Below are 18865 nucleotides of genomic sequence, written 5' to 3'. Positions count from 1 at the left end.
GAAGCTAACGCGAGGACAGTCCCTCTTGCCTCTCCCGCCGATCCCGGCGACGCTGGGGAAAAGAAAGGGGACTCCTGATGCCACGCCTCACGCTCGCCTTGCTCCTGGCCCTCGCGCCGCTGCCCGCGCTCGCCCAGGATCAACAGGCACCCACGCGCGTCTTCACCGGCGCCGACCTGTTCGACCTGGAGCAGGCGAGCGATCCGCAGATCAGCCCGGACGGCCGCACCGTCGCCTATGTCCGCCGCTCGGGCGACGTGATGACCGACCGCATGCGCCCGACGATCTGGCTGGTCGACGTCGCCACTGGAGCGCAGCAGCCGGTCGCCGCCGGCCCCGGCTCGCATTCGAGCCCGCGCTGGTCGCCCGACGGCCGTCGCCTCGCCTATGTCTCCGCGCCGGAGGGTCAGCCGCCGCAGCTCCACGTCCGCTGGATGAACGGGGGCGAGGTCGCGCGCATCACCGGCCTGCCCGACAGCCCGTCGGAGATCGCCTGGTCGCCCGACGGCCGCCGGATCGCCTATCTCATGCGCGTCCCCGGCGAGCCAATGAAATTGGGGGCACCGCTCAAGAAGCCGGAAGGCGCGAAATGGGCCGATCCGCTCACCGTCATGGACCGCGTCAGCTACCGCTCGGACGCGAACGGCTACGTCAAGCCCGGCTACGACCACCTGTTCGTGGTCGCCTCGGACGGCGGCGCGCCGCGCCAGGTCACGTTCGGCTCCTTCGACGACGCCGGCCCGATCAGCTGGACGCGCGACGGCCGATCGGTCCTGTTCAGCGCCGTGCGCCGCCCCGACTGGGAGCGCGAGCCCGCCGACTCGGACGTGTTCTCGGTCGACGTGACCAGCGGCCAGCTGACCCAGCTCACTAAGCGCTATGGTCCCGACCATTCGCCCACGCTCTCGCCCGACGGCCAGCGGATCGCGTATCTCGGCTTTGACGACAAGCGCCGCAGCTACACGCCCACCCAGCTCTACGTCATGAACCGCGACGGCAGCGGCGTCCGCCCGCTCACCGCCGCCCTCGACCGCGACATCGACCAGGTCGCCTGGAGCCGCGACGGGCGCAGCCTCTACGTCTCCTTCGACGACCAGGCGAAGAAGCAGGTCGCTCGGGTGTCGCTCGACGGGCGGATTACCAAAGTCGCCGACGGCCTCGCCGGTGGCGGGCTCGACCGGCCCTACACGGGCGGTACCTTCACCGTCTCCGATACGGGCCGCGTGGCCTACACCGGCGGCGGCGCGACCCGACCCGCCGACCTCTGGGTCGACGGCCGCCAGCTCACCCGCCTGAACGAGACAACGCTCGGCTCAAAGGTGATGGGCCAGCTCCGCCCGCTCGCCGTCACTGCCAAGGACGGCCGCAAGGTCGACTCCTGGCTGATCCTGCCGCCGAACTACCGCGAGGGCATGCGCGTGCCGCTGATCCTCGAGATCCACGGCGGCCCGCACACCGCCTACGGCCCGACCTTCTCGACCGATAACCAGCTCTACGCCGCGGGCGGCTACGCCGTGCTCTACACCAACCCGCGCGGGTCCACTTCCTACGGCTCGGACTTCGCCAACCTCATCGACAAGAACTACCCGTCCGAGGATTACGACGACCTCATCGCCGCGGTGGACGCCGCGATCGCCGCTGGCGTAGCCGATCCGAACAACCTGTTCGTCACCGGCGGCTCGGGCGGCGGCGTGCTGACGAGCTGGATCATCGGCAAGACCGACCGGTTCCGCGCCGCGGCGACGCAGAAGCCCGTGATCAACTGGATCAGCGAGGCGCTGACCATGGACAATACCGGGTTCACGTCGCGCTACTGGTTCGCCAAGCAGCCCTGGGAAGACCCGATGAGCTACTGGAACCGCTCGCCCCTGTCGCTCGTCGGCAACGTCAAGACGCCGACCTTGGTCGTCGTCGGCGCGAACGACTACCGCACGCCCGTCAGCGAGTCCGAACAATATTACGCCGCGCTCCAGATCCGCGGCGTGCCCACCGCGCTCGTGACCGTGCCGGGCGCGGGCCATGGCAGCCTCACCGCCCGTCCCTCGCAGAGCGCGGCCAAGGCGGCGGCGATCCTCGCCTGGTTCGACCGCTACCGCACCGACAAGCCCGCCGCTGCGGCCGCGACGGCGCAGTGAGGGAACAGCTCTAAACTCCTCCCCGAGCTTATCTCGGGGAGGATAGCGATTATCGCGGCTGCCGGCGCCGCTCCGCCTCGCGCTCGGCGTTCTCGCGCCGCGACTCGCGCACGCGCTGGTTCAGGCAGCCCGTCGCCCCGCCCAGGCCCACCGCCGAGCAGGTGCCGATCCCGGCCGCACCCGCTTCCAGCGAGCCCTGCGCCCGCGCCGCCCAGGCCTCGTTCTGCGGCGTGATCTGGAACTCGCGGAGCTCCTTGGGCACACGGAACTGCTCCTGCGCGGAGCGGCGGACGCAGACGACCACCTCGTTGCCGCTGCTGTCGGTCGGACAGCGCTGGTTGCCGTAGAGCACGAGCACGCCGTTCACCGGCGCCTCGCGCGAGACCTCGCCCGGACCGTCGACCGCCGTCCTGGGTCGCTCCGCGCCCGGCAGCGCCACGTCCTGGCCCGCGGCGGGGCTGGCCACCAGCAAGGCGGCAAGGAGCAAACGCGTCATACCCATTCCCCTCAGATCCTCTTGGCGGCCGCGATCGCGACCTTGCAGCCCAACCGTATCAGCCCGCTTAACACCGGATAGCCGAACGTCGTCTCCGCGCCCGCGGCGATGGCGTGGTCGCGATGCTCCAGCTCCTCCGCCTGGAACCGGGCGATGGCGTCCGACAGCTCCGGGTCGCTGTCGCCTAGCTCGCGCAGCTGCTCGGCGTAGTGCTTGTCGATCTCTGTCTCGACCGCCGCCGTGCAGGCCATCGCCGCGCGCGGCCCGATCGCCGCGGTGACCGCGCCGAGCGCGAAGCCCGCCACGTTCCAGAAGGGCTGTAATGCCGTCGGCCTCACCCCGCGCTCGACGATCACGCGGTCGAAAAAGGCGCGGTGCCGCTCCTCCTGCTCCGCCATGTGGTGGATGGCGCGCGAGAAGGGATGCCGGTCGCCCAGCACCGCGAGCTGCCCCTGGTAGATGCGCGTCGCGCCATATTCACCCGCCTGATCGACGCGGATCATCGAATCGGTGTCGACGCGGCGGTCGCCGGGTTTGGTCATCGAGCCCTCCTGGTCAGCAAGCAGAAGATGGTGAGGGCGCCCCCCAGCGAGAAGATGGCGTTGAACCCCGCTAGCGACACGCCCGCCAAGGTCCAGGGCGCCCGATCGCAGCGGTTGATCGGCGCGTTCAGGATCGCGCGCAGCCGATCTTCCGCGCTCGCGCCCGCCGACAAGTCGATCGTGGAGGTGCAGCCGGTGATCCCCTGCCACCAGCCATATTCGACGCCCGCGTGGAACACGCCGATCGCGCCGGACACCGCGATCAGCATCGCCGCAGCCCCGATCAGCAGCACGCGCGCGCGACCTTGGATCGCAAACGCTAGCGCCGCGGGCGCGAGCGCGGCGTAGTGCGGCCAGCGCTGCCAGTGGCACATCTCGCACGGATGCAGCCCACCGATCAGCTGCGAGCCCCAGGCGCCCGCGAGCAGCGCGGCGGGCAGCAGCAGCGCCAGCGCGCGGGCGAGCTGGAGCGACCGCCCCGCCTCGCCCGTGCGGGCCGGCGCGATCGCCTCGTGTCTCACTTCGTGGCTGCGGCCGGAGGCTTGGGCCGCGTCGCCGCCGCGACCTGCGCCGGTCCGCCCAGCCGCGCGATCGTCTTCAGCGCATAGTGGAGCTGGAAATCCTCCACGCCCTGCTTCTTCAGGTCGTCAGCCGACTGGCTGAAGCGCGGGTCCTCCTTCGCGTCCTCCTCCAACACCTTGTTGTCCGCCTTGATCTCGTTGATCAGGTGGCGGCGAAGGTCGGCTTCGCGGAAGACGGGGCGCGACTTGTAGTCGGGGTCGGAGATCTGCGGCACGCGGATGTCGGGCTCGATCCCACCTTCCTGCACCGACTTGCCCGCCGGCGTATAGTAGCGCGCGGTGGTCAGCCGGAGCGCGGTCTGCGGCCCCAGCGGCAGCAGCGTCTGCACCGATCCCTTGCCGAAGGTGCGGTCGCCCATGACGATCGCGCGATGGTGGTCCTGCAGCGCGCCCGCGACGATCTCGGACGCCGACGCAGTCCCTGCGTCCACCAGCACGATCACCGGCGCACCGCGGGCCATGTCGCCCGGCTTGGCGAAGTAGCGCTCGATGTCGGTCTTCTCGCGCCCGCGCTGCGACACGATTTCGCCGCGCTCGAGGAACACGTCGGCGACCTCGATCGACTGCGACAGCAGCCCGCCGCCATTATCGCGCAGGTCGACGACATAGCCCAGCGGACGCCGGCCCAGCGCCTTCTCGATCGCCATCATCGCCGCGCGCGTGTCCGCGCCCGTCGCCTCGGAGAAGGTGTTGATGTTGATATAGCCGACGTCACCCTTCAGCTCCCATTTAACAGGCTTCTGGATGATGACCTCGCGGTTCATCGTCACGTCCAGCGGCTTGTCGCGGCCCGGGCGCACCAGCGTCAGCGCGATCTTGGTGCCCGGCTGGCCCCTCATCTGCGTGATCGCCTCGTCGAGCGACGCGCCGAAGATCAGCTTGCCGTCGATGTGCGTAATGTAGTCGCCCGCCTTGATGCCGGCGCGGTCGGCGGGCGTGTCCTCCTGCGGCGCGATCACCTTGACGGCGCCGTCCTCCATCGAGACGGTAAGCCCCAGACCGCCGTAATTGCCTTCGGTCTGGATGCGCAGATTGTCGAAGTCGAGCGCGTCGACGTAGCTCGAATGCGGGTCGAGCGACTGGAGCATGCCCGCGATCGCGCCCTTGATCAGCGTCTTGTCGTCGACCTTATCAACGTAATCGGCCTTCACGCGGTTGAAGACCTCGAGGAACTGGTCGAACTCGCGATAGGTCTCGGTGTCCACGGCGGCCATCGCGGAGGTCGCGACCGGCACCAGGGTCAGCGCGCCGACGATCGCGGTGGCGGTGAGGAACGGACGGGGCATGGATGATCCTGGGTTCGCTTGGGATGCCGCACAACTTAGCGCATCCGCCGACGCTATCAATGGACGGGCGTGAACGGGGGCTGACCGGCCTAGAGCAGCGCGACGATGTCGACCGGGCGACCGCGGCGGCGCAGCTCCACCGTCACCTCCGGCTGATCCCCCGCAGGCGCCTGCCCGACGGGCGCGCCCGCCGCCACCTGCGCACCGGCCTTTACGGCGGCCCGGCCAAGCCCGATCAGCGTCGTGGACCAGCCCTCACCATGGTCGATCACCACCACGGTCCCGTAGCCGCGATACGGCCGGGCGTAACGCACCACCCCTGCCGCGGGGGCTGTCGCCATCGTTCCGGGCCTGACCGCGAATGTCAGGCCGCGCGACCGCACGCCCGCGGACGAGACCGCCTCGAAACCGGTCACCAGCCGTCCCGCGACGGGCAGCCGATATGCGCCGCCCGCCATCCCCTCCGGCGCGGGCGAGGCGACCGGACGCGGCGATGGGGCGGGCAGCGCGGCGAGCGCCTTGCCCGTCACCTGCGCCTCGCCCTGCGCCGCCAGTCGGTCGACGATGTCGCGCGCCTGCTCGCCCAGCGCCAATGCGCGGTCCGACTCGCTCAGCGCGCCGCGTCCCAGCACCTGCGCCCGCGCCCGGTGCCGCGCTTCGGCTTGGGCGAGCGCGACTCGGTCCGCCTCCAGCCGCCCCCGCGCGTCGCGCAGTGCGCGCGCGGCCAGCGCCGCGCCTTCCTGCAACCGTCGCGTGCGCGCCACCTCATCGCGCACAGTTGCCGCGCGCGCCTCCACCACGGGCAGCGCGCCGCCGAGCACCGCGCGCAGGTGCACCAGATCGTCCACCGATCCCGGCTGCGCTACGGCGGCGATCGCGGGTCGTCGCGCCATCGACTGCAGCGCCGCGAGCAGCCGCGCGGCGGGGGCCTGCACCTCGCTCAGCCGCGCGCGCTGCGCCCGGAGCAGGTCATCGACCACGGCCACCCGCGCCTGCGCCGCCCGGAGCTCGGCTTGCGCGGCCGCGACCCGCGCCGCGAGCGCGCGCTCGTCGGCGGCGGCGCGGGCGGCGGCGTCCTTCTCGGCTTGCGCCGAACGGGCGAGCGCCTCCGCCCTCGCATCGGCGGCGGCGGCCTCGCGCTTGGCGTCGGCCAGCCGGCGCTGCTGACTTGCGAGGTCGGGCGCCTGCGCGCCGACGCTGCCCGCCAGAGCGAGCGCCGCCGCCATTCCGATGACCTTGCCTGTCCCCACGGACTCAACCCTCGCGGTGATAGGGGTGGTTGGCAAGGATGCTGGTGGCGCGGAACAGCTGCTCGGCGAGCATGGCGCGGGCGAGCAGGTGCGGCCAGGTCGCGCGCCCGAAAGAGAGGAGCAGATCCGCGCCGTCCCGCGTCGCGTCGTCGAACCCGTCCGCCGCGCCGAGCAGGAAGCGCGCCTCCCGCACCCCCTCGTCGCGCCAGCGTTCCAGCCGACGCGCCAAGTCGACGGAGCCGAGCGCGTCGCCCTTCTCGTCCAGCACCACGCGGCGGCACTGGGGCGGCTCGGGCGGAAGCTTGCCGCCCGTGTCGGGCAACTCGGTCACGCGCACCGGCCAGGTCACGCGTTTCAGGTAACGATCGACCAGCTCCGCTTCGGGCGAGCGGCCGATCCGTCCGCGCGCCACGATGTGGAGGAGCATGTCAGGCTTGGGCGGCGGGCGCGGGTCCACCTGGAGTTTGGGGGGCGTCGCCGAACGCCCACATCTTCTCCAGATTATAGAAGGAGCGCACTTCCGGCCGGAAGATGTGCACGATCACGTCGCCCGCGTCGATCAGCACCCAATCCGCCGTCGGCAGCCCCTCCACCCGCGCGATGCGATTGAACTCGCCCTTGATCTTCTCGGCCAGCTTGGTCGCCATCGACGCCACCTGACGCGTCGAGCGGCCGCTGGCGATGACCATGTGGTCGGCGATGGTCGTCTTGCCCGCGAGCGGGATCGACAGGAGGTCGACGGCCTGGTCGTCCTCCAGCGATTGGAGGACGGCGCTATGCAGCGCCTCGACCTCCTGGGGGTCGGGCGAACGGACGGCTTGTGGCGTGGCGGGCAAGAGGGCTCCTAGTTTTCGGGTGAACGGACGCGGGTCCGGCGATGCCAATCCGGATCGGCCGCGCGCAGCGATGTGGCGGAGGTCGGGTCGGGGCGGAAGCGCAGCAGCACGAGCGCCGGCAATCTCCACTCGGTCCACTGTGACGCTTGGCGTGCAGGTCGTCTGAACCGCCGCAGCCAGCCCATCGCCGGACCTGCGAGGGCGTCGCCATCATAACCCGGCCGCGCCACCACCGCAATCGCGACTTCGCGCGCCAGCCCCCGCCAGTCGCGCCAGCGGTGGAACTGGGCGAGATTGTCCGCGCCCATGAGCCAGACGAAGCGCGTCCGCGGGTGGCGGCGCTTGAGCTTGCGGATCGTGTCGACCGTATAGCGCGTGCGCAGTTCCGTCTCGATCGCGGTCGCGCGGATGGGCGCGCGCCGCGCCATGCGACGGGCCGACGCCAGCCGGGCGGCGAGCGGGGCCATGTCGGACGCGCCGGCTTTCAGCGGGTTGCCCGGCGACACCAGCCACCACGCCTCGTCCAAGTCGAGCTTGGCGATCGCGCCCAGCGTGATCCGCCGATGCCCGCGATGCGCCGGGTTGAACGACCCGCCGAGAAGGCCGACGCGCCTCACGGTTCCCGAGCCCGCGCGACGCTGTTAGACAAGCTACTGGGGAAAACAGGGAGCAGGCCATGTCGGGCGAGATCGCGGCGGCGGGCGACATGATGACGGGAGCGCTGACGGCGCGCGCCGTCGAGCCGCACGCGGGCGAGGCGCACGGGCCGGGCGGCGCGCTGTGCCTCAACTGCGGGACCAAGCTGATCGGCGAGCACTGCCACCGATGCGGCCAGTCGGGCCATGTCCACCGCACCGTCGGCGCGATCGGGCACGAGCTCGCGCACGGCGTGCTCCACTTCGAAGGCAAGATCTGGCGTACCCTGCCCATGCTGGCGTTCCGGCCCGGCGAACTGACCCGCCGCTACGTCGCAGGCGAGCGGGCGCGGTTCGTGTCGCCGCTGGCGCTGTTCCTGTTCTCCGTCTTTCTCATGTTCGCGGTCATGTCCAACATCCCCGGCCTCGGCGCAGGCGACGCGGACAAGACCATCGCGAGCGCCGACTTCGACGAAGCGCGTGCCAAGCTCGCGGAGGAGCGGCTCAATACGCAAGCGACCCTCAAGCGCCACTCGAACGACCTCACGGAGGAACGTCGGAAGACGCAGCCCGACGTCGAGCGCGTCGCGAAGCTGGAGAAGCGCATCGTCGAGCTTCGCGCGAACGAGCAGCGCATCCTGAACGCCCAGCGCTTCCTGCCACCGCCCGACGCCGCTGCGGCAGACCCCGACAAAGCCAATTCGTGGCTGGAGCAGCGGGTCCGCCAAGCGCAGGAAAACCCCAAGCTCCTGGCGTACAAGATGAAAACGTCGGCCTACAAATATAGTTGGGCGCTGATCCCAATCTCTCTGCCGTTCATTTGGCTGCTCTTCCCGTTCCGCCGCGACGTGGGGCTGTACGATCATGCGGTGTTCGCGACCTACTCGCTGTCGTTCATGTCGATCCTGGTGGTCGTGCTGTCGCTGCTCGCGGCGATCGGCGCGCCCGACGGATTGCTGGTCGGCGCGGCGATGTTGATCCCGCCTTTCCACCTCTATCAGCAGCTGAAAGGAGCCTACCGACTGACGCGGGCAGGCGCGCTGTGGCGTACGGGATGGATGATCGTCTTCGCCACCTTCACCTCCACGCTGTTCACGATCATGCTCGCGGTGATGGGCACGCTCGACTAGCGGCAAGGGAACTTCGCGGACATCACGCGCACCAGCCCGTCCTTCAGGCTGATGCCGCGCTCGGCCGGAGGGATCGCGTTCAGCATCGCGAGCAGCTCGTCCGACGTCATCGTGGTTCCCTTGGGCGGACAGGTGCGCATCGGCAGGCCGGCGGCCTTGCGTCGCTCGCCCTCCGTCTTGAGCTGCGCGGACGCGCTCTTCATCTCGGCCATGACGGGCTTCAGGTCCTTGGAGAAGACCGCCATCATCCCCTTGGCCTTGAGCGCGTTCGCTTTGACGAGGAACTGACCCAACGTCATTTCCGCACTCGCCGGCGCGGCTAGGCCTAGCGCGGCGATCCCGAGCAACAGCTTACGCATGCACCCTCCCCGGTCCGGCGAAAAGAAAAGGCCGGCTCCCCGCGAAGGGAGCCGGCCGTCTCCTACAAGTCAACCCGGATCAGGCGCCCGCGGGAGCGGGGTTGCCGAACGGACCCGGACGGCGGGTCTTGGGAACGCTGGTGCCCGCCTTCGGGATCGAGACCTTCGGCCCCTGGCTCTCGCGGTCCAGACCTTCGCCCGCGATCAGCTTCTTGATGTCGTCGCCCGACAGCGTCTCATATTCGAGCAGCGCGTCGGCGAGCAGGTGGAGCTGGTCGATATGCTCGGTCAGCACGTGGCGCGCGCGGTCCAGGCCGCCCTCGACGATCGACTTGATCTCCGCGTCGATCAGCTCGGCCATCTTGTTCGACATGCGCACGGGCTGCGAGGCCGAGTAGCCGAGGAAGCTCTCGCCCTCGGGCTGCGCGTACTCGACGGGGCCGACCTTGTCGGACATGCCCCAGCGGGTCACCATATCGCGCGCCAGGCCGGTCGCGTACTGGATGTCGCCCGACGCGCCCGACGACACCTTGTCGTAACCGAAGATCAGCTCCTCGGCGACGCGACCGCCCATCGACACCGCGAGGTTCGCGTACATCTTGTCGCGGTGGTACGAGTAGCTGTCCCGCTCCGGCAGGCGCATCACCATGCCCAACGCGCGGCCGCGCGGGATGATGGTTGCCTTGTGGATCGGGTCGGACGCCGGCTCGTGCAGCGCTACGATCGCGTGGCCCGCCTCGTGATAGGCGGTCATGCGCTTCTCGTCTTCGGTCATGACCATGGAGCGACGCTCGGCGCCCATCATGACCTTGTCCTTGGCCTCCTCGAACTCGGACATGGCGACGAGGCGCTTGCCCTTGCGCGCGGCCATCAGCGCCGCCTCGTTGACGAGATTGGCGAGGTCCGCGCCCGAGAAGCCCGGCGTGCCGCGCGCGATCACGCGGGCGTCGACGTCGGGGGCGAGCGGCGTCTTCTTCATGTGCACTTCGAGGATCTTGATACGCCCCTCGATGTCGGGCCGCGGCACCACGACCTGGCGGTCGAAGCGGCCCGGACGCAGCAGCGCGGGGTCGAGCACGTCGGGGCGGTTGGTCGCCGCGACGATGATGATGCCCTCGTTCGCCTCGAAGCCGTCCATCTCGACGAGCAGCTGGTTCAGCGTCTGCTCGCGCTCGTCGTTGCCATTGCCCAGCCCCGCGCCGCGGTGCCGGCCGACCGCGTCGATCTCGTCGATGAAGACGATGCACGGCGCGGACTTCTTGGCTTGCTCGAACATGTCGCGCACGCGGCTCGCGCCGACGCCCACGAACATCTCGACGAAATCGGAGCCCGAGATGGTGAAGAAGGGCACGCCCGCCTCGCCCGCGATGGCGCGCGCCAGCAGCGTCTTACCCGTACCCGGGCTGCCCACGAGCAGCGCGCCCTTGGGGATCTTGCCGCCGAGGCGGGCGAACTTGGTCGGGTCCTTCAGGAACTCGACGACCTCCTGCAACTCCTCGCGCGCCTCGTCGATGCCGGCGACGTCGTCGAAGGTCACGCGGCCTTCCTTCTGCGTCAGCATCTTCGCGCGGCTCTTGCCGAAGCCCATCGCGCCGTTCGCGCCGCCGCCCTTCTGCATCTGGCGCAGCACGAAAAAGGCGATGCCAAGGAAGAGCAGGAACGGGAGCGACTGGTAGAGCAGCACCATCCAGATGGACGGGCCCTCCTCCGCCTTGGCGGTGAAGCTCACGCCCTTCTCGCGCAGCTTGCCGATGAGCGTCGGGTCCTGCACCGGCGCGGTGCGGAACTTCTCGCCGGACGACAGCGTGCCCGTGATCACGTCGCGCGAGATGGTGACGTCCTTGACCGTGCCCTCGTCGACCTTGTCGAGGAAGGACGAATACTGAATCGCGTTCCCGCCCGCGGCCGAGGACCGGCCGTCGAACATGGTCACGAACAGCGCCAGGGACAGGAGGATGCCCACCCAGATGAGCAGGCTCTTCATCCAGGGATTGCCGCCGCCACCCCCATTACCGTCGGAGCCGGGGGCAGGCTGCTTGTTGTCGTCGTTCATGGCCGACAATGTAGGCGAGCCAGGGTTAATGGCAATGGAACGCCGCATGTTTCAGGCGCGGGTCGCGGGCGCTTCGGCGCATGCTCGTCGCACGGCTCCAGAGGGGAGGTCCGGAGGCCTGCGAACCTGAACAGATTAAGGGGAGTCTGAGCCCCAACTGGGTCGAAGTCGAACAAGTTTAGACGGTAGGGTTGACGTGCGAGCTGCTCGCCCCCACCCGTCATGCCGGACTTGTTCCAGCATCCATCGCTGTGCGCACGATCCCGCCGGAGTGCGCGGACGACGATGGACCCCGGAACGGGGCTCCCAGCAAAGTACTACTTTGCTGGGGTCCCATGTCCGGGGTGACGATTGCAGAGTTCAGAGCCGGCGGTCATTACGCCAGCGGAGCACGGATCGCGGCGTGCGGGACAGCCCCTTCAGCTCTTTCGCGGCGGCGCGGGGCGCAGGCGCCAGCGGCCGTCGCGCACGGACGCCAGCACGCCAGACTGCGTCACGCGCTTGCCGCCTTCCAGCCCGTCGAGCAGCGCCTCGACGTTGGTCGCATCGGTGAACTCGGGCTCGGCGATCCCCGCCGCCTCGCGCACCACCGCCACCGCGCGGCGGGCGAGCCGGCGGCGCACCTCGCGCGGCAGCTCGGCGGCGTCGACGCGCACGTCGTCGCCCGTGACCGTCGCGCGCGCCGCCCAGAGCCAGTCGACGGTGGCGCGCAGGTCGCCGTCCGCCTCCGCAAGATAAGCGGCGGAGCGGGCGATGTTGGCGGGGCCGAGCCACTCATGCTCGTCGAGGAGCTTGCGCGCGCGGGCGCGGTCGTAACGCAGGTCCTGGTTGGACGGGTCGTCGACGAACGGCATCTCGCGCCGCCGGGCGATGGCGCGCAGCTCCGCGCGCCGCCAGTCGAGCAGCGGGCGGACCACGGTCACGCCCGCGATGACCGCGCGGGCGCGCACGCCGGCCAGGCCCGACAGCCCGGACCCACGCGCGGCGCGCATCAGGAAGGTCTCCGCCTGGTCGTCGGCGTGGTGCGCCGTCGCCACCGCTTCCGCGCCCTGCGCCGCGGCCCAGCGGCCGAGCAGCGTATATCGCCGCTCGCGCGCCTGCGCCTGGACGCTGCCGCCGGTGATCGGCTCCTCGGGCCGGAGCGTCGCGTGCGGCACGCCGAGCTCCGCGCAGCGCGCGGCGACGAGCGCCGCCTCCTCGTCCGCCTCGGGGCGGAGACCGTGGTTCACCGTCGCCGCCGCCACGCGGCCGTCCAGCGCCTCGTGCGCGAGCGCGAGCATCGCCATGCTGTCGGGCCCGCCCGACACGGCGAGCCCGATCACCCCCGCGGGCGCACGGCCGAGCGCGCGGGTAAGGTCGGACAGGAAGCGGGCGGCGTCGGGGTCGGTCATTCTCTCATTCTCCCTCTCCCCTCGGGGGAGAGGGGCGAGACCGCGTAGCGGGCGAGGGGAGAGGGGCAGTATCCGGACGGCGGCGCCCTGCCCCTCTCCCCGCGGCGGTAAAGCGCCTTGTCCCTCTCCCCGGAGGGGAGAGGGGTTAAGGTCACGCCCCGCACTCGGCGGCGGCGCGGCCTTTGGCGATGTCGGCCTTCATGCGCGCGTCGATCTTGGCGCCGTAAACGTCGGTCAGCTCGCCATAGACCTTGCACGCGTCCTGCGGCTTCTTGAGCGTCTGCAGCGCCTGGGCGAGATAGTATAGGCTGTGCGGCGCGCGCTCGCCGTCGGGCATCTTCTTGTAGTTCTCGTAGAACGCGATGGACGCGAGCGAGGGCTTGCCCTGGTCGAGATAGGTGCGGCCGAGCAGATTCTGCGCGTAGCTGGCGCGGCGGTGCTTGGGGTATTTCGCCACCACCTCCTTCAACGCCCTTTCCGCGCCGGCATACTCCTTCGCCTCCCACAGGCGATAGCCGTACATGTACGCGTCCTCGCCGGCGTCGCCCGTGTCGGGGCGCTCCACCGCGGCAGTGGTCACGGGTCGCGGCGCGGCGGCGGTCGGGCGCGGCGCGGAGCGCGCGGGCGCGGCCTCGATCGGGGCGACCAGCGCCTCGTCCTCGGGCGAGGCGGGTTGCGGCTGGGGCTGGACCGTGGCGGGACGCGTCTCCAGCGCGCGCAGCCGATCGTCGGTGGCGCGCTTATATGCCTGGAACGCTTCGTCGATCTGGCGGGCGCGGAACTGGTTCTGCTCGATCTGGCCGGTGAGCGTCGCGATCTGCTGCTCCAGCGTCGTCACGCGCGCGGTCAGGTCGGCGATGGGCGCGGTGGCGGGCACGCCGGGCGCGGTGTCGCCCGTCACGTCGGCGGGCTGGATGTCGGGCTGGATGATCCGGCCGGCCCCGCCCGGGAACACCTTGCGCTGGACGGCGCGCATCTCGGACTCGAGCTTGCCGACGCGCGCCTCGATCTGTTGCGCGGACGCGCCGGCCGGCAGGAGCACGACCGCACAGGCGGCGAGGAGAAGATTACGCATGAACAACACCCCCCGGTGTCTCTGGTTAACGGGCGTCCTATAGCTGGGACGCAGGATCTGTCGCCAGCCTGAAGCGGATCAGCGGTCGCGCTGCTGGCGGCGGATGCGCGCGGCGGACTCGAGGTTGGCGCGCTGCGTTTCGCTGAGCTGTCGGCGCGGCGCGGGCGGCGGGACGGGCTGGCGCGCCTTGGGCTCGCCCCCGGACGCCGACTGGCGGAAGAAGGGCGGCACGGTCGCCGCCGCGGCGGCGACCGGCGTCGCGCTGGCGGCGGGGCTCGGACCGGTCGCGGGCGCGGCGTTCAGGCGCTGCGCGATCGCGGCGCCGCTGACGCGCACGTCCTTGATCGGGCGCGAGCCGTCGCCGAGCGGCGGCACGTTGGAGCCGTTCAGCGTCACCTGCAGCTTGTCGGGACGGCCGACGTCGATCTTGGGATCGTTGGCGGTCGCCGGCACGTCGAAGCGGTCGCCCGCCTTCATGTTGCCGATGAACAGCGTCCGGTCGGCGTCGTCGTGGACGCGCAGCCACACGTCGTCGGTGGCGACCAGGCTGACCTGCCCGCCGGTCTGCGCGGGCGGCGGAGCGGCGGGCGTCGCCGCCGCGGGCACGGCGGCGACCACGGCGTTGGCGGGCGTCGTCCCCTCCCCGTCGGCCTCGGCGCCCGTGAAGCGCGTGCTCAGGAACCAGAGCGCGCCCAACACTAGGAGCGCGAGCGCCAGGCCGGCGGCGACCACCGCGATGCCCCGCCCCGGCACGCGCGCCGGATCGGCGACCTCCTGCGGCATGTATTCGGGCTTGCGCGGGCCGATGCGGTTGACCTCGGTGCGGACCTGGGCGGCGATCTGCGAATCCGACAGGCCCACCGCGCGGGCATAGGCGCGCGAGAAGCCGACCGCGTAGGTGGGCGACGGCAGCGCCTTGAAGTCGCTCGCCTCCACCGCCTCCAGGTGCCTGACGGGCACGCGGGTGCGCGTGCTGATGTCGTCGATGCTCAGCCCCTGCGCCTCGCGCGCGGCCCGCAGCGTCTCGCCAACACTCATCGGCCCGGCAGCCCCACCCCCGACCGGATCCACGTTCGTCATCAAATCGTCCTATGCGGGCCGGGCACCCCTCTGCACCCGTCCCGTCTTCGGTGTTCCAGAGCGCTTGGGGAGTGTCAACGCGAACGGTTAACGGTTCGGCGAATCGTCAGGCCAGTTCGACGCCGGTCCCCGCGGCCCAGGCGGCGAGTTCGGTGCGCAACGTCTTGGGCGGGTCGGCGAGCAGCCGCGACACCTGCCCCTGAAGCTCGGCGAGGTCGAGCGAGCGCACCATCGCCTTGACGGGGCCGACGGCGGCGGGGGTGATCGACAAGCGGTCCAGCCCCAGGCCGATTAGCGCCATCGCCTCCAATGGCCGCCCGCCCATCTCGCCGCACACCGCGACGGGCACGTCCGCCGCGCGCGCTTGGTCGACGATACGCTTCAGGAAGCGGAGGATGGAGGGCGACAGCCAATCGTAACGCTCGGCGAGCTTGGGGTTGGCGCGGTCGGCCGCGAAGAGGAACTGGGTGAGGTCGTTGGTCCCGATCGACAGGAAGTCGACGCGCGGCAGCAGCACGTCGAGCTGCTCGGCCAGGGCGGGCACCTCCAGCATCGCGCCGTAGCGGACCTGCGTCGGCAAGCGACGGCCCCGCGCCGAGAGCCAGCTCCGCTGCGCCTCGAACAGCGCGCGCGCCTCGTCGAACTCCCAGGGCTCGGAAACCATCGGGAACATGACGTTGAGCGTGCGGCCCGCCCCCGCCTCGAGCAGAGCGCGCGCCTGCGCCTTCATCAGCCCGTCGCGTTCCAGGGCGACGCGCAGCGCGCGCCAGCCCATGGCGGGGTTCTCCTCGTCCTCGGCGTTGTCGTCGCGCAGGTAAGGAAGCGCCTTGTCGCCGCCGATGTCGACGGTGCGGAATACGACGGGCCGACTCCCGGCGTTGTCGAGCACCTCGCGGTAGAGCCGCTGCTGCCGCTCGCGCTGCGGCAGCGTGGCGGAGACGAGGAACTGGAACTCGGTGCGGAACAGGCCGATGCCGTCCGCGCCCGTCAGGTCGAGCGCGTGGACGTCGTCGCGCAGACCCGCATTGACCATCAGCGTGACGCGGTGCCCGTCCCTGGTGACGGGCGGCACGTCCTTGAGCGCGGCGAAGGCGGCGCGGCGCTTCTGCCGCAGGGCCAGCTTCGCTTCGAACGCCTCCTCCATCGCCGGCGTCGGGCGCGCGATCGCCTGGCCTTCGGTGACGTCGAGCAGCAGGAGGTCGCCCTCGGCCACCTGGCGGCGGATGTCGCGCGCGCGGCCGAGAACGGGCACCCCCATCGCGCGCGCGACGATGGTGACGTGCGCCGTCAGGCTGCCCTCCTCCAGGATCACGCCCTTGAGGCGGCGGCGGTCATATTCCAGCAGCTCGGCGGGACCCAGATTGCGCGCGATTAGGATCGCGTCCTGCCGAAGGCCCAGCTGCGCGGCCGTGCTCATCTGGCCGGACACGATGCGGAGCAGGCGGTTCGCCAGGTCCTCCAGGTCGTGCATGCGGTCGGCGAGCAGCGGGTCGTCGATCTGGCGCATGCGCTGGCGCGTGCGCTGCTGGACGCGCTCGATCGCGGCCTCCGCGGTCAGGCCGCTGTCGATCGCCTCGTTGATGCGACGGCCCCAGCCCTCGTCATAGGCGAACATCTTATACGTCTCGAGCACCTCGCGATGCTCGCCGTCGACGCCGAACTCGGCCTCGCGCGTCATACGGTCGATCTGCTCGCGCATCTTGTCGAACGCGGCGTAGACGCGGTGGCGCTCCGCTTCCGTGTCCTCGGCGACCGTGTGCTCGATGACGATGCGCGGCTGGTGGAACACGGCGCAGCCGACCGCCATGCCGTCGACCAGCTTCTGGCCCATGATGCGGATGGACGCCGTCGACTGCGGCCGCGCCCCCGCCGCCGCCGTGTCGATCAGGCCGGCGTTGGCGATGAGCTCCGACAGTACCATCGCCACCGTCTGCAGCGCCTCGATCTCCACGTCGGCATAGGGCCTGGGCTCGGCGTGCTGCACCGCGAGGACGCCCACCGCACGCTCGCGTCGGATGATGGGCACGCCCGCGAAGCTGTGGAACTTGTCCTCGCCCGTCTCCGGCCGATAGACGAAGGCCGGGTGCGACGCCGCCTCGTCAAGGTTCAGGATCTCGACGTTCTGCGCGATGGTGCCGACCAGGCCCTCGCCGAGCGCCAGCTTGGTGACGTGCACCGCCTCCTGCCCCAGGCCGCGGGTGGCGAACAGCTCCAGGCAGCCTTCCCGGAGAAGGTAGATGGAGCACACCTCCGAGTGCATCGCCTCGCCGATGATGTTGACTACTTGGTTGAGTTTTGCCTGCGCGGGCGTGCGCGCGGCCATGACGTCGTGCAGGCGGACGAGGATCTCGCGGGCGGAGGCGGCGGCCTGGATGGGCATGGTAGTGGCGTACTACCTGTGCCCCTCCCTGGAAAGGTAGGCGCGCTATCCGTCGAACAAGCCGTCCTGCGATCCCGCGGGCGGGTTCAGGCCCAGGTGCTTCCACCCCGCTGCGTTCAGGCAGCGCCCCCGCGCGGTGCGGGCGACGAGGCCGAGCTGGATCAAATAGGGCTCGATCACCTCCTCGATCGTGTCACGCGGCTCGCTGAGACCCGCCGCCAGCGTCTCCACGCCGACCGGGCCGCCGCGGTACACGTCGGCGATCATGTGGAGATAGCGCCGATCCATCGCGTCCAGCCCCAGCGCGTCGACCTCCAGCCGGTTGAGCGCGGCGTCCGCCACCTTCGCGTCCACCACCGCCGAGCCCGCCACGCCCGCGAAGTCGCGCACGCGCCGGAGCAGCCGCCCGGCGATGCGCGGGGTGCCACGCGACCGGCGCGCGATCTCCTGCGCGCCATCGGGCGAGATCGCCATGTCGAGCAGGCCGGCCGCGCGCGTAACGACGCGCTCCAGTTCGTCGACCGTGTAGAAGTTGAGGCGCACGGGGATGCCGAACCGGTCGCGCAGCGGCGTGGTGAGCAGCCCCTGCCGCGTCGTCGCGCCCACCAGCGTAAAGCGCGGGAGGTCGATGCGCACGCTCCGCGCCGACGGCCCCTCCCCGATCATCAGGTCGAGTGCCCTGTCCTCCATCGCCGGGTAGAGCACCTCCTCGACGGCGGGCGCGAGGCGGTGGATCTCGTCGATGAACAGGACGTCGCCGTCCTCCAGGTTGGTGAGCAGCGCCGCGAGGTCGCCCGACTTGGCGATCACGGGGCCGGAGGTGGCGCGGAATCCCACCCCCATCTCGCGCGCGATGATCTGCGCGAGCGTGGTCTTGCCCAGCCCCGGCGGACCGAAGAACAGCACATGGTCGAGCGCGTCGCCGCGGCCCTTAGCCGCTTGGATGAACACGCGCAGATTCTCGCGCGCGGCACGCTGGCCGACGAAGTCGTCGAGCGACTTGGGACGGAGCGCCGCGTCCACGTCCTCGGGACGGCGGGTGGCGGTGAGGAGGCGGTCGTCGGTCATTGTTCTCCCCGCAACGCGCGCGGCGCGTCCTGGGCGTGATGAAGGATGCGCACGATCAGCACCGTATCGCCTTCGAGGCGGTACAGGATGCGATGCGGTCGATGCGATAACGACCTCACGCGTCTGGCGAACTCCGGCCGCTCCTGCCCGGCGAAGGGCTGCTCGCGGAGGAGCTGGAACAGGCGCTCGAAACCGGCAAGATGCCGCTCCGACGCCGCCACTCCATGATCTCGCCTGCCCGTCGCACTGATCCGCCGGAGGTCGCGCGCCGCTTGCGCGCTGAGACGGAACTTAGTCACGTGCTTCGCGCATCTCCGCAATAATCTCCCGAAGCACGTCTTCGGGTTCGGCATCGATAATCCCCGACGCTAGCCCCTCGTCGATCAGCGCCTGTACGCGGCGGATGTCCGCTTCATACTCGTCCTGATCGCGCTGGACGAGCTGCCGCACATAATCTGCGGCGTCGGCATACCCCTCGGCGGCGACGCGCGAGTCCACCCACCGCTGAAGATCGTCGGGCATGGGAACGCTGAGCTGGGTCATGTTCCCGATATAGTCCTGCCTGCCC

19 protein-coding genes are annotated in these 18865 nt (G+C 70.6%); 2 read left to right on the top strand and 17 right to left on the bottom strand.

Going from position 1 to position 18865, the window contains the following annotated elements:
* Positions 1 to 77 precede the first annotated feature (77 nt).
* Positions 78 to 2135 (top strand): alpha/beta hydrolase family protein, encoded by a 2058-nt coding sequence (locus CKY28_RS11115; protein ID WP_095998369.1) that lies wholly within the window; start codon positions 78 to 80, stop codon positions 2133 to 2135.
* 49 nt (positions 2136 to 2184) lie between these two features.
* On the opposite strand, the gene CKY28_RS11110 is transcribed toward CKY28_RS11115, so the two are convergent.
* From CKY28_RS11110 to CKY28_RS11075, 8 genes are all read right to left on the bottom strand, one after another.
* Positions 2185 to 2631 carry a hypothetical protein gene (locus tag CKY28_RS11110; protein ID WP_095998368.1) on the bottom strand — a complete coding sequence of 149 codons (447 nt, stop codon included), beginning with the start codon at positions 2629 to 2631 and terminating at the stop codon, positions 2185 to 2187.
* Positions 2632 to 2642: 11 nt separating this feature from the next.
* Positions 2643 to 3173: a demethoxyubiquinone hydroxylase family protein gene (locus CKY28_RS11105; protein ID WP_095998367.1), complete on the bottom strand. Its 531-nt coding sequence runs from the start codon at positions 3171 to 3173 to the stop codon at positions 2643 to 2645.
* The gene (locus tag CKY28_RS11100; RefSeq protein ID WP_245841787.1) at positions 3170 to 3694 is read right to left on the bottom strand and encodes a disulfide bond formation protein B; all 525 of its coding nucleotides are present in this window, start codon (positions 3692 to 3694) and stop codon (positions 3170 to 3172) included. Before CKY28_RS11100 ends, CKY28_RS11105 begins: the two co-directional genes overlap by 4 nt.
* A complete protein-coding gene (locus CKY28_RS11095; RefSeq protein ID WP_095998366.1) occupies positions 3691 to 5040 on the bottom strand; it encodes a S41 family peptidase in 1350 nt (449 codons plus the stop codon). Before CKY28_RS11095 ends, CKY28_RS11100 begins: the two co-directional genes overlap by 4 nt.
* Positions 5041 to 5129: 89 nt before the next feature.
* Entirely contained in the window at positions 5130 to 6266 is a 1137-nt protein-coding gene (locus tag CKY28_RS11090; RefSeq protein WP_095998365.1) for a murein hydrolase activator EnvC family protein, read from the bottom strand.
* Between the two features lie 28 nt (positions 6267 to 6294).
* The gene (locus CKY28_RS11085) at positions 6295 to 6717 is read right to left on the bottom strand and encodes a 23S rRNA (pseudouridine(1915)-N(3))-methyltransferase RlmH (protein ID WP_095998621.1); all 423 of its coding nucleotides are present in this window, start codon (positions 6715 to 6717) and stop codon (positions 6295 to 6297) included.
* Between the two features lies 1 nt (position 6718).
* Positions 6719 to 7126: a ribosome silencing factor gene (rsfS, locus tag CKY28_RS11080; protein ID WP_095998364.1), complete on the bottom strand. Its 408-nt coding sequence runs from the start codon at positions 7124 to 7126 to the stop codon at positions 6719 to 6721.
* Positions 7127 to 7134: 8 nt separating this feature from the next.
* Positions 7135 to 7743 carry a nicotinate-nucleotide adenylyltransferase gene (locus CKY28_RS11075; protein WP_095998363.1) on the bottom strand — a complete coding sequence of 203 codons (609 nt, stop codon included), beginning with the start codon at positions 7741 to 7743 and terminating at the stop codon, positions 7135 to 7137.
* A 59-nt stretch (positions 7744 to 7802) separates the two neighbouring features.
* Here CKY28_RS11075 and CKY28_RS11070 point away from each other — a divergent pair, with 59 nt between their 5' ends.
* Positions 7803 to 8891 (top strand): DUF3667 domain-containing protein, encoded by a 1089-nt coding sequence (locus CKY28_RS11070; protein ID WP_095998362.1) that lies wholly within the window; start codon positions 7803 to 7805, stop codon positions 8889 to 8891.
* Here CKY28_RS11070 and CKY28_RS11065 read toward each other — a convergent pair.
* The 9 genes from CKY28_RS11065 to CKY28_RS11025 form a co-directional block, all read right to left on the bottom strand.
* A complete protein-coding gene (locus tag CKY28_RS11065) occupies positions 8888 to 9250 on the bottom strand; it encodes a hypothetical protein (RefSeq protein ID WP_095998361.1) in 363 nt (120 codons plus the stop codon). The two genes, CKY28_RS11070 and CKY28_RS11065, sit on opposite strands and share 4 nt — an antisense overlap.
* 79 nt (positions 9251 to 9329) lie before the next feature.
* Positions 9330 to 11303, bottom strand: a complete 1974-nt coding sequence (ftsH, locus tag CKY28_RS11060) for an ATP-dependent zinc metalloprotease FtsH (RefSeq protein WP_095998360.1) — start codon at positions 11301 to 11303, stop codon at positions 9330 to 9332.
* Between the two features lie 419 nt (positions 11304 to 11722).
* Positions 11723 to 12694 carry a tRNA lysidine(34) synthetase TilS gene (gene tilS, locus CKY28_RS11055; protein ID WP_095998359.1) on the bottom strand — a complete coding sequence of 324 codons (972 nt, stop codon included), beginning with the start codon at positions 12692 to 12694 and terminating at the stop codon, positions 11723 to 11725.
* Positions 12695 to 12845: 151 nt separating this feature from the next.
* A complete protein-coding gene (locus CKY28_RS11050; protein WP_095998358.1) occupies positions 12846 to 13769 on the bottom strand; it encodes a tol-pal system YbgF family protein in 924 nt (307 codons plus the stop codon).
* A gap of 78 nt (positions 13770 to 13847) precedes the next feature.
* Positions 13848 to 14849 carry a helix-turn-helix domain-containing protein gene (locus CKY28_RS11045; RefSeq protein ID WP_245841786.1) on the bottom strand — a complete coding sequence of 334 codons (1002 nt, stop codon included), beginning with the start codon at positions 14847 to 14849 and terminating at the stop codon, positions 13848 to 13850.
* 106 nt (positions 14850 to 14955) lie between these two features.
* Complete coding sequence (gene ptsP, locus CKY28_RS11040; RefSeq protein WP_095998357.1) at positions 14956 to 17229, bottom strand: phosphoenolpyruvate--protein phosphotransferase; 2274 nt, start codon at positions 17227 to 17229, stop codon at positions 14956 to 14958.
* Positions 17230 to 17274: 45 nt separating this feature from the next.
* Positions 17275 to 18297 carry a Holliday junction branch migration DNA helicase RuvB gene (gene ruvB / locus CKY28_RS11035; RefSeq protein WP_095998356.1) on the bottom strand — a complete coding sequence of 341 codons (1023 nt, stop codon included), beginning with the start codon at positions 18295 to 18297 and terminating at the stop codon, positions 17275 to 17277.
* Positions 18294 to 18650, bottom strand: coding sequence for a type II toxin-antitoxin system RelE/ParE family toxin (locus CKY28_RS11030; RefSeq protein WP_095998355.1), 357 nt, complete (start codon positions 18648 to 18650; stop codon positions 18294 to 18296). The genes ruvB and CKY28_RS11030 overlap by 4 nt, the downstream gene beginning before the upstream one ends.
* A complete protein-coding gene (locus CKY28_RS11025; protein WP_141243915.1) occupies positions 18589 to 18840 on the bottom strand; it encodes a ribbon-helix-helix domain-containing protein in 252 nt (83 codons plus the stop codon). Before CKY28_RS11025 ends, CKY28_RS11030 begins: the two co-directional genes overlap by 62 nt.
* Positions 18841 to 18865 lie beyond the last annotated feature (25 nt).

The sequence above is a fragment of the Sphingomonas lenta genome, assembly GCF_002288825.1.
Taxonomy (GTDB): Bacteria; Pseudomonadota; Alphaproteobacteria; order Sphingomonadales; family Sphingomonadaceae; genus Sphingomonas; species Sphingomonas lenta.
This window is presented reverse-complemented; position numbering and strand designations above follow the sequence as displayed.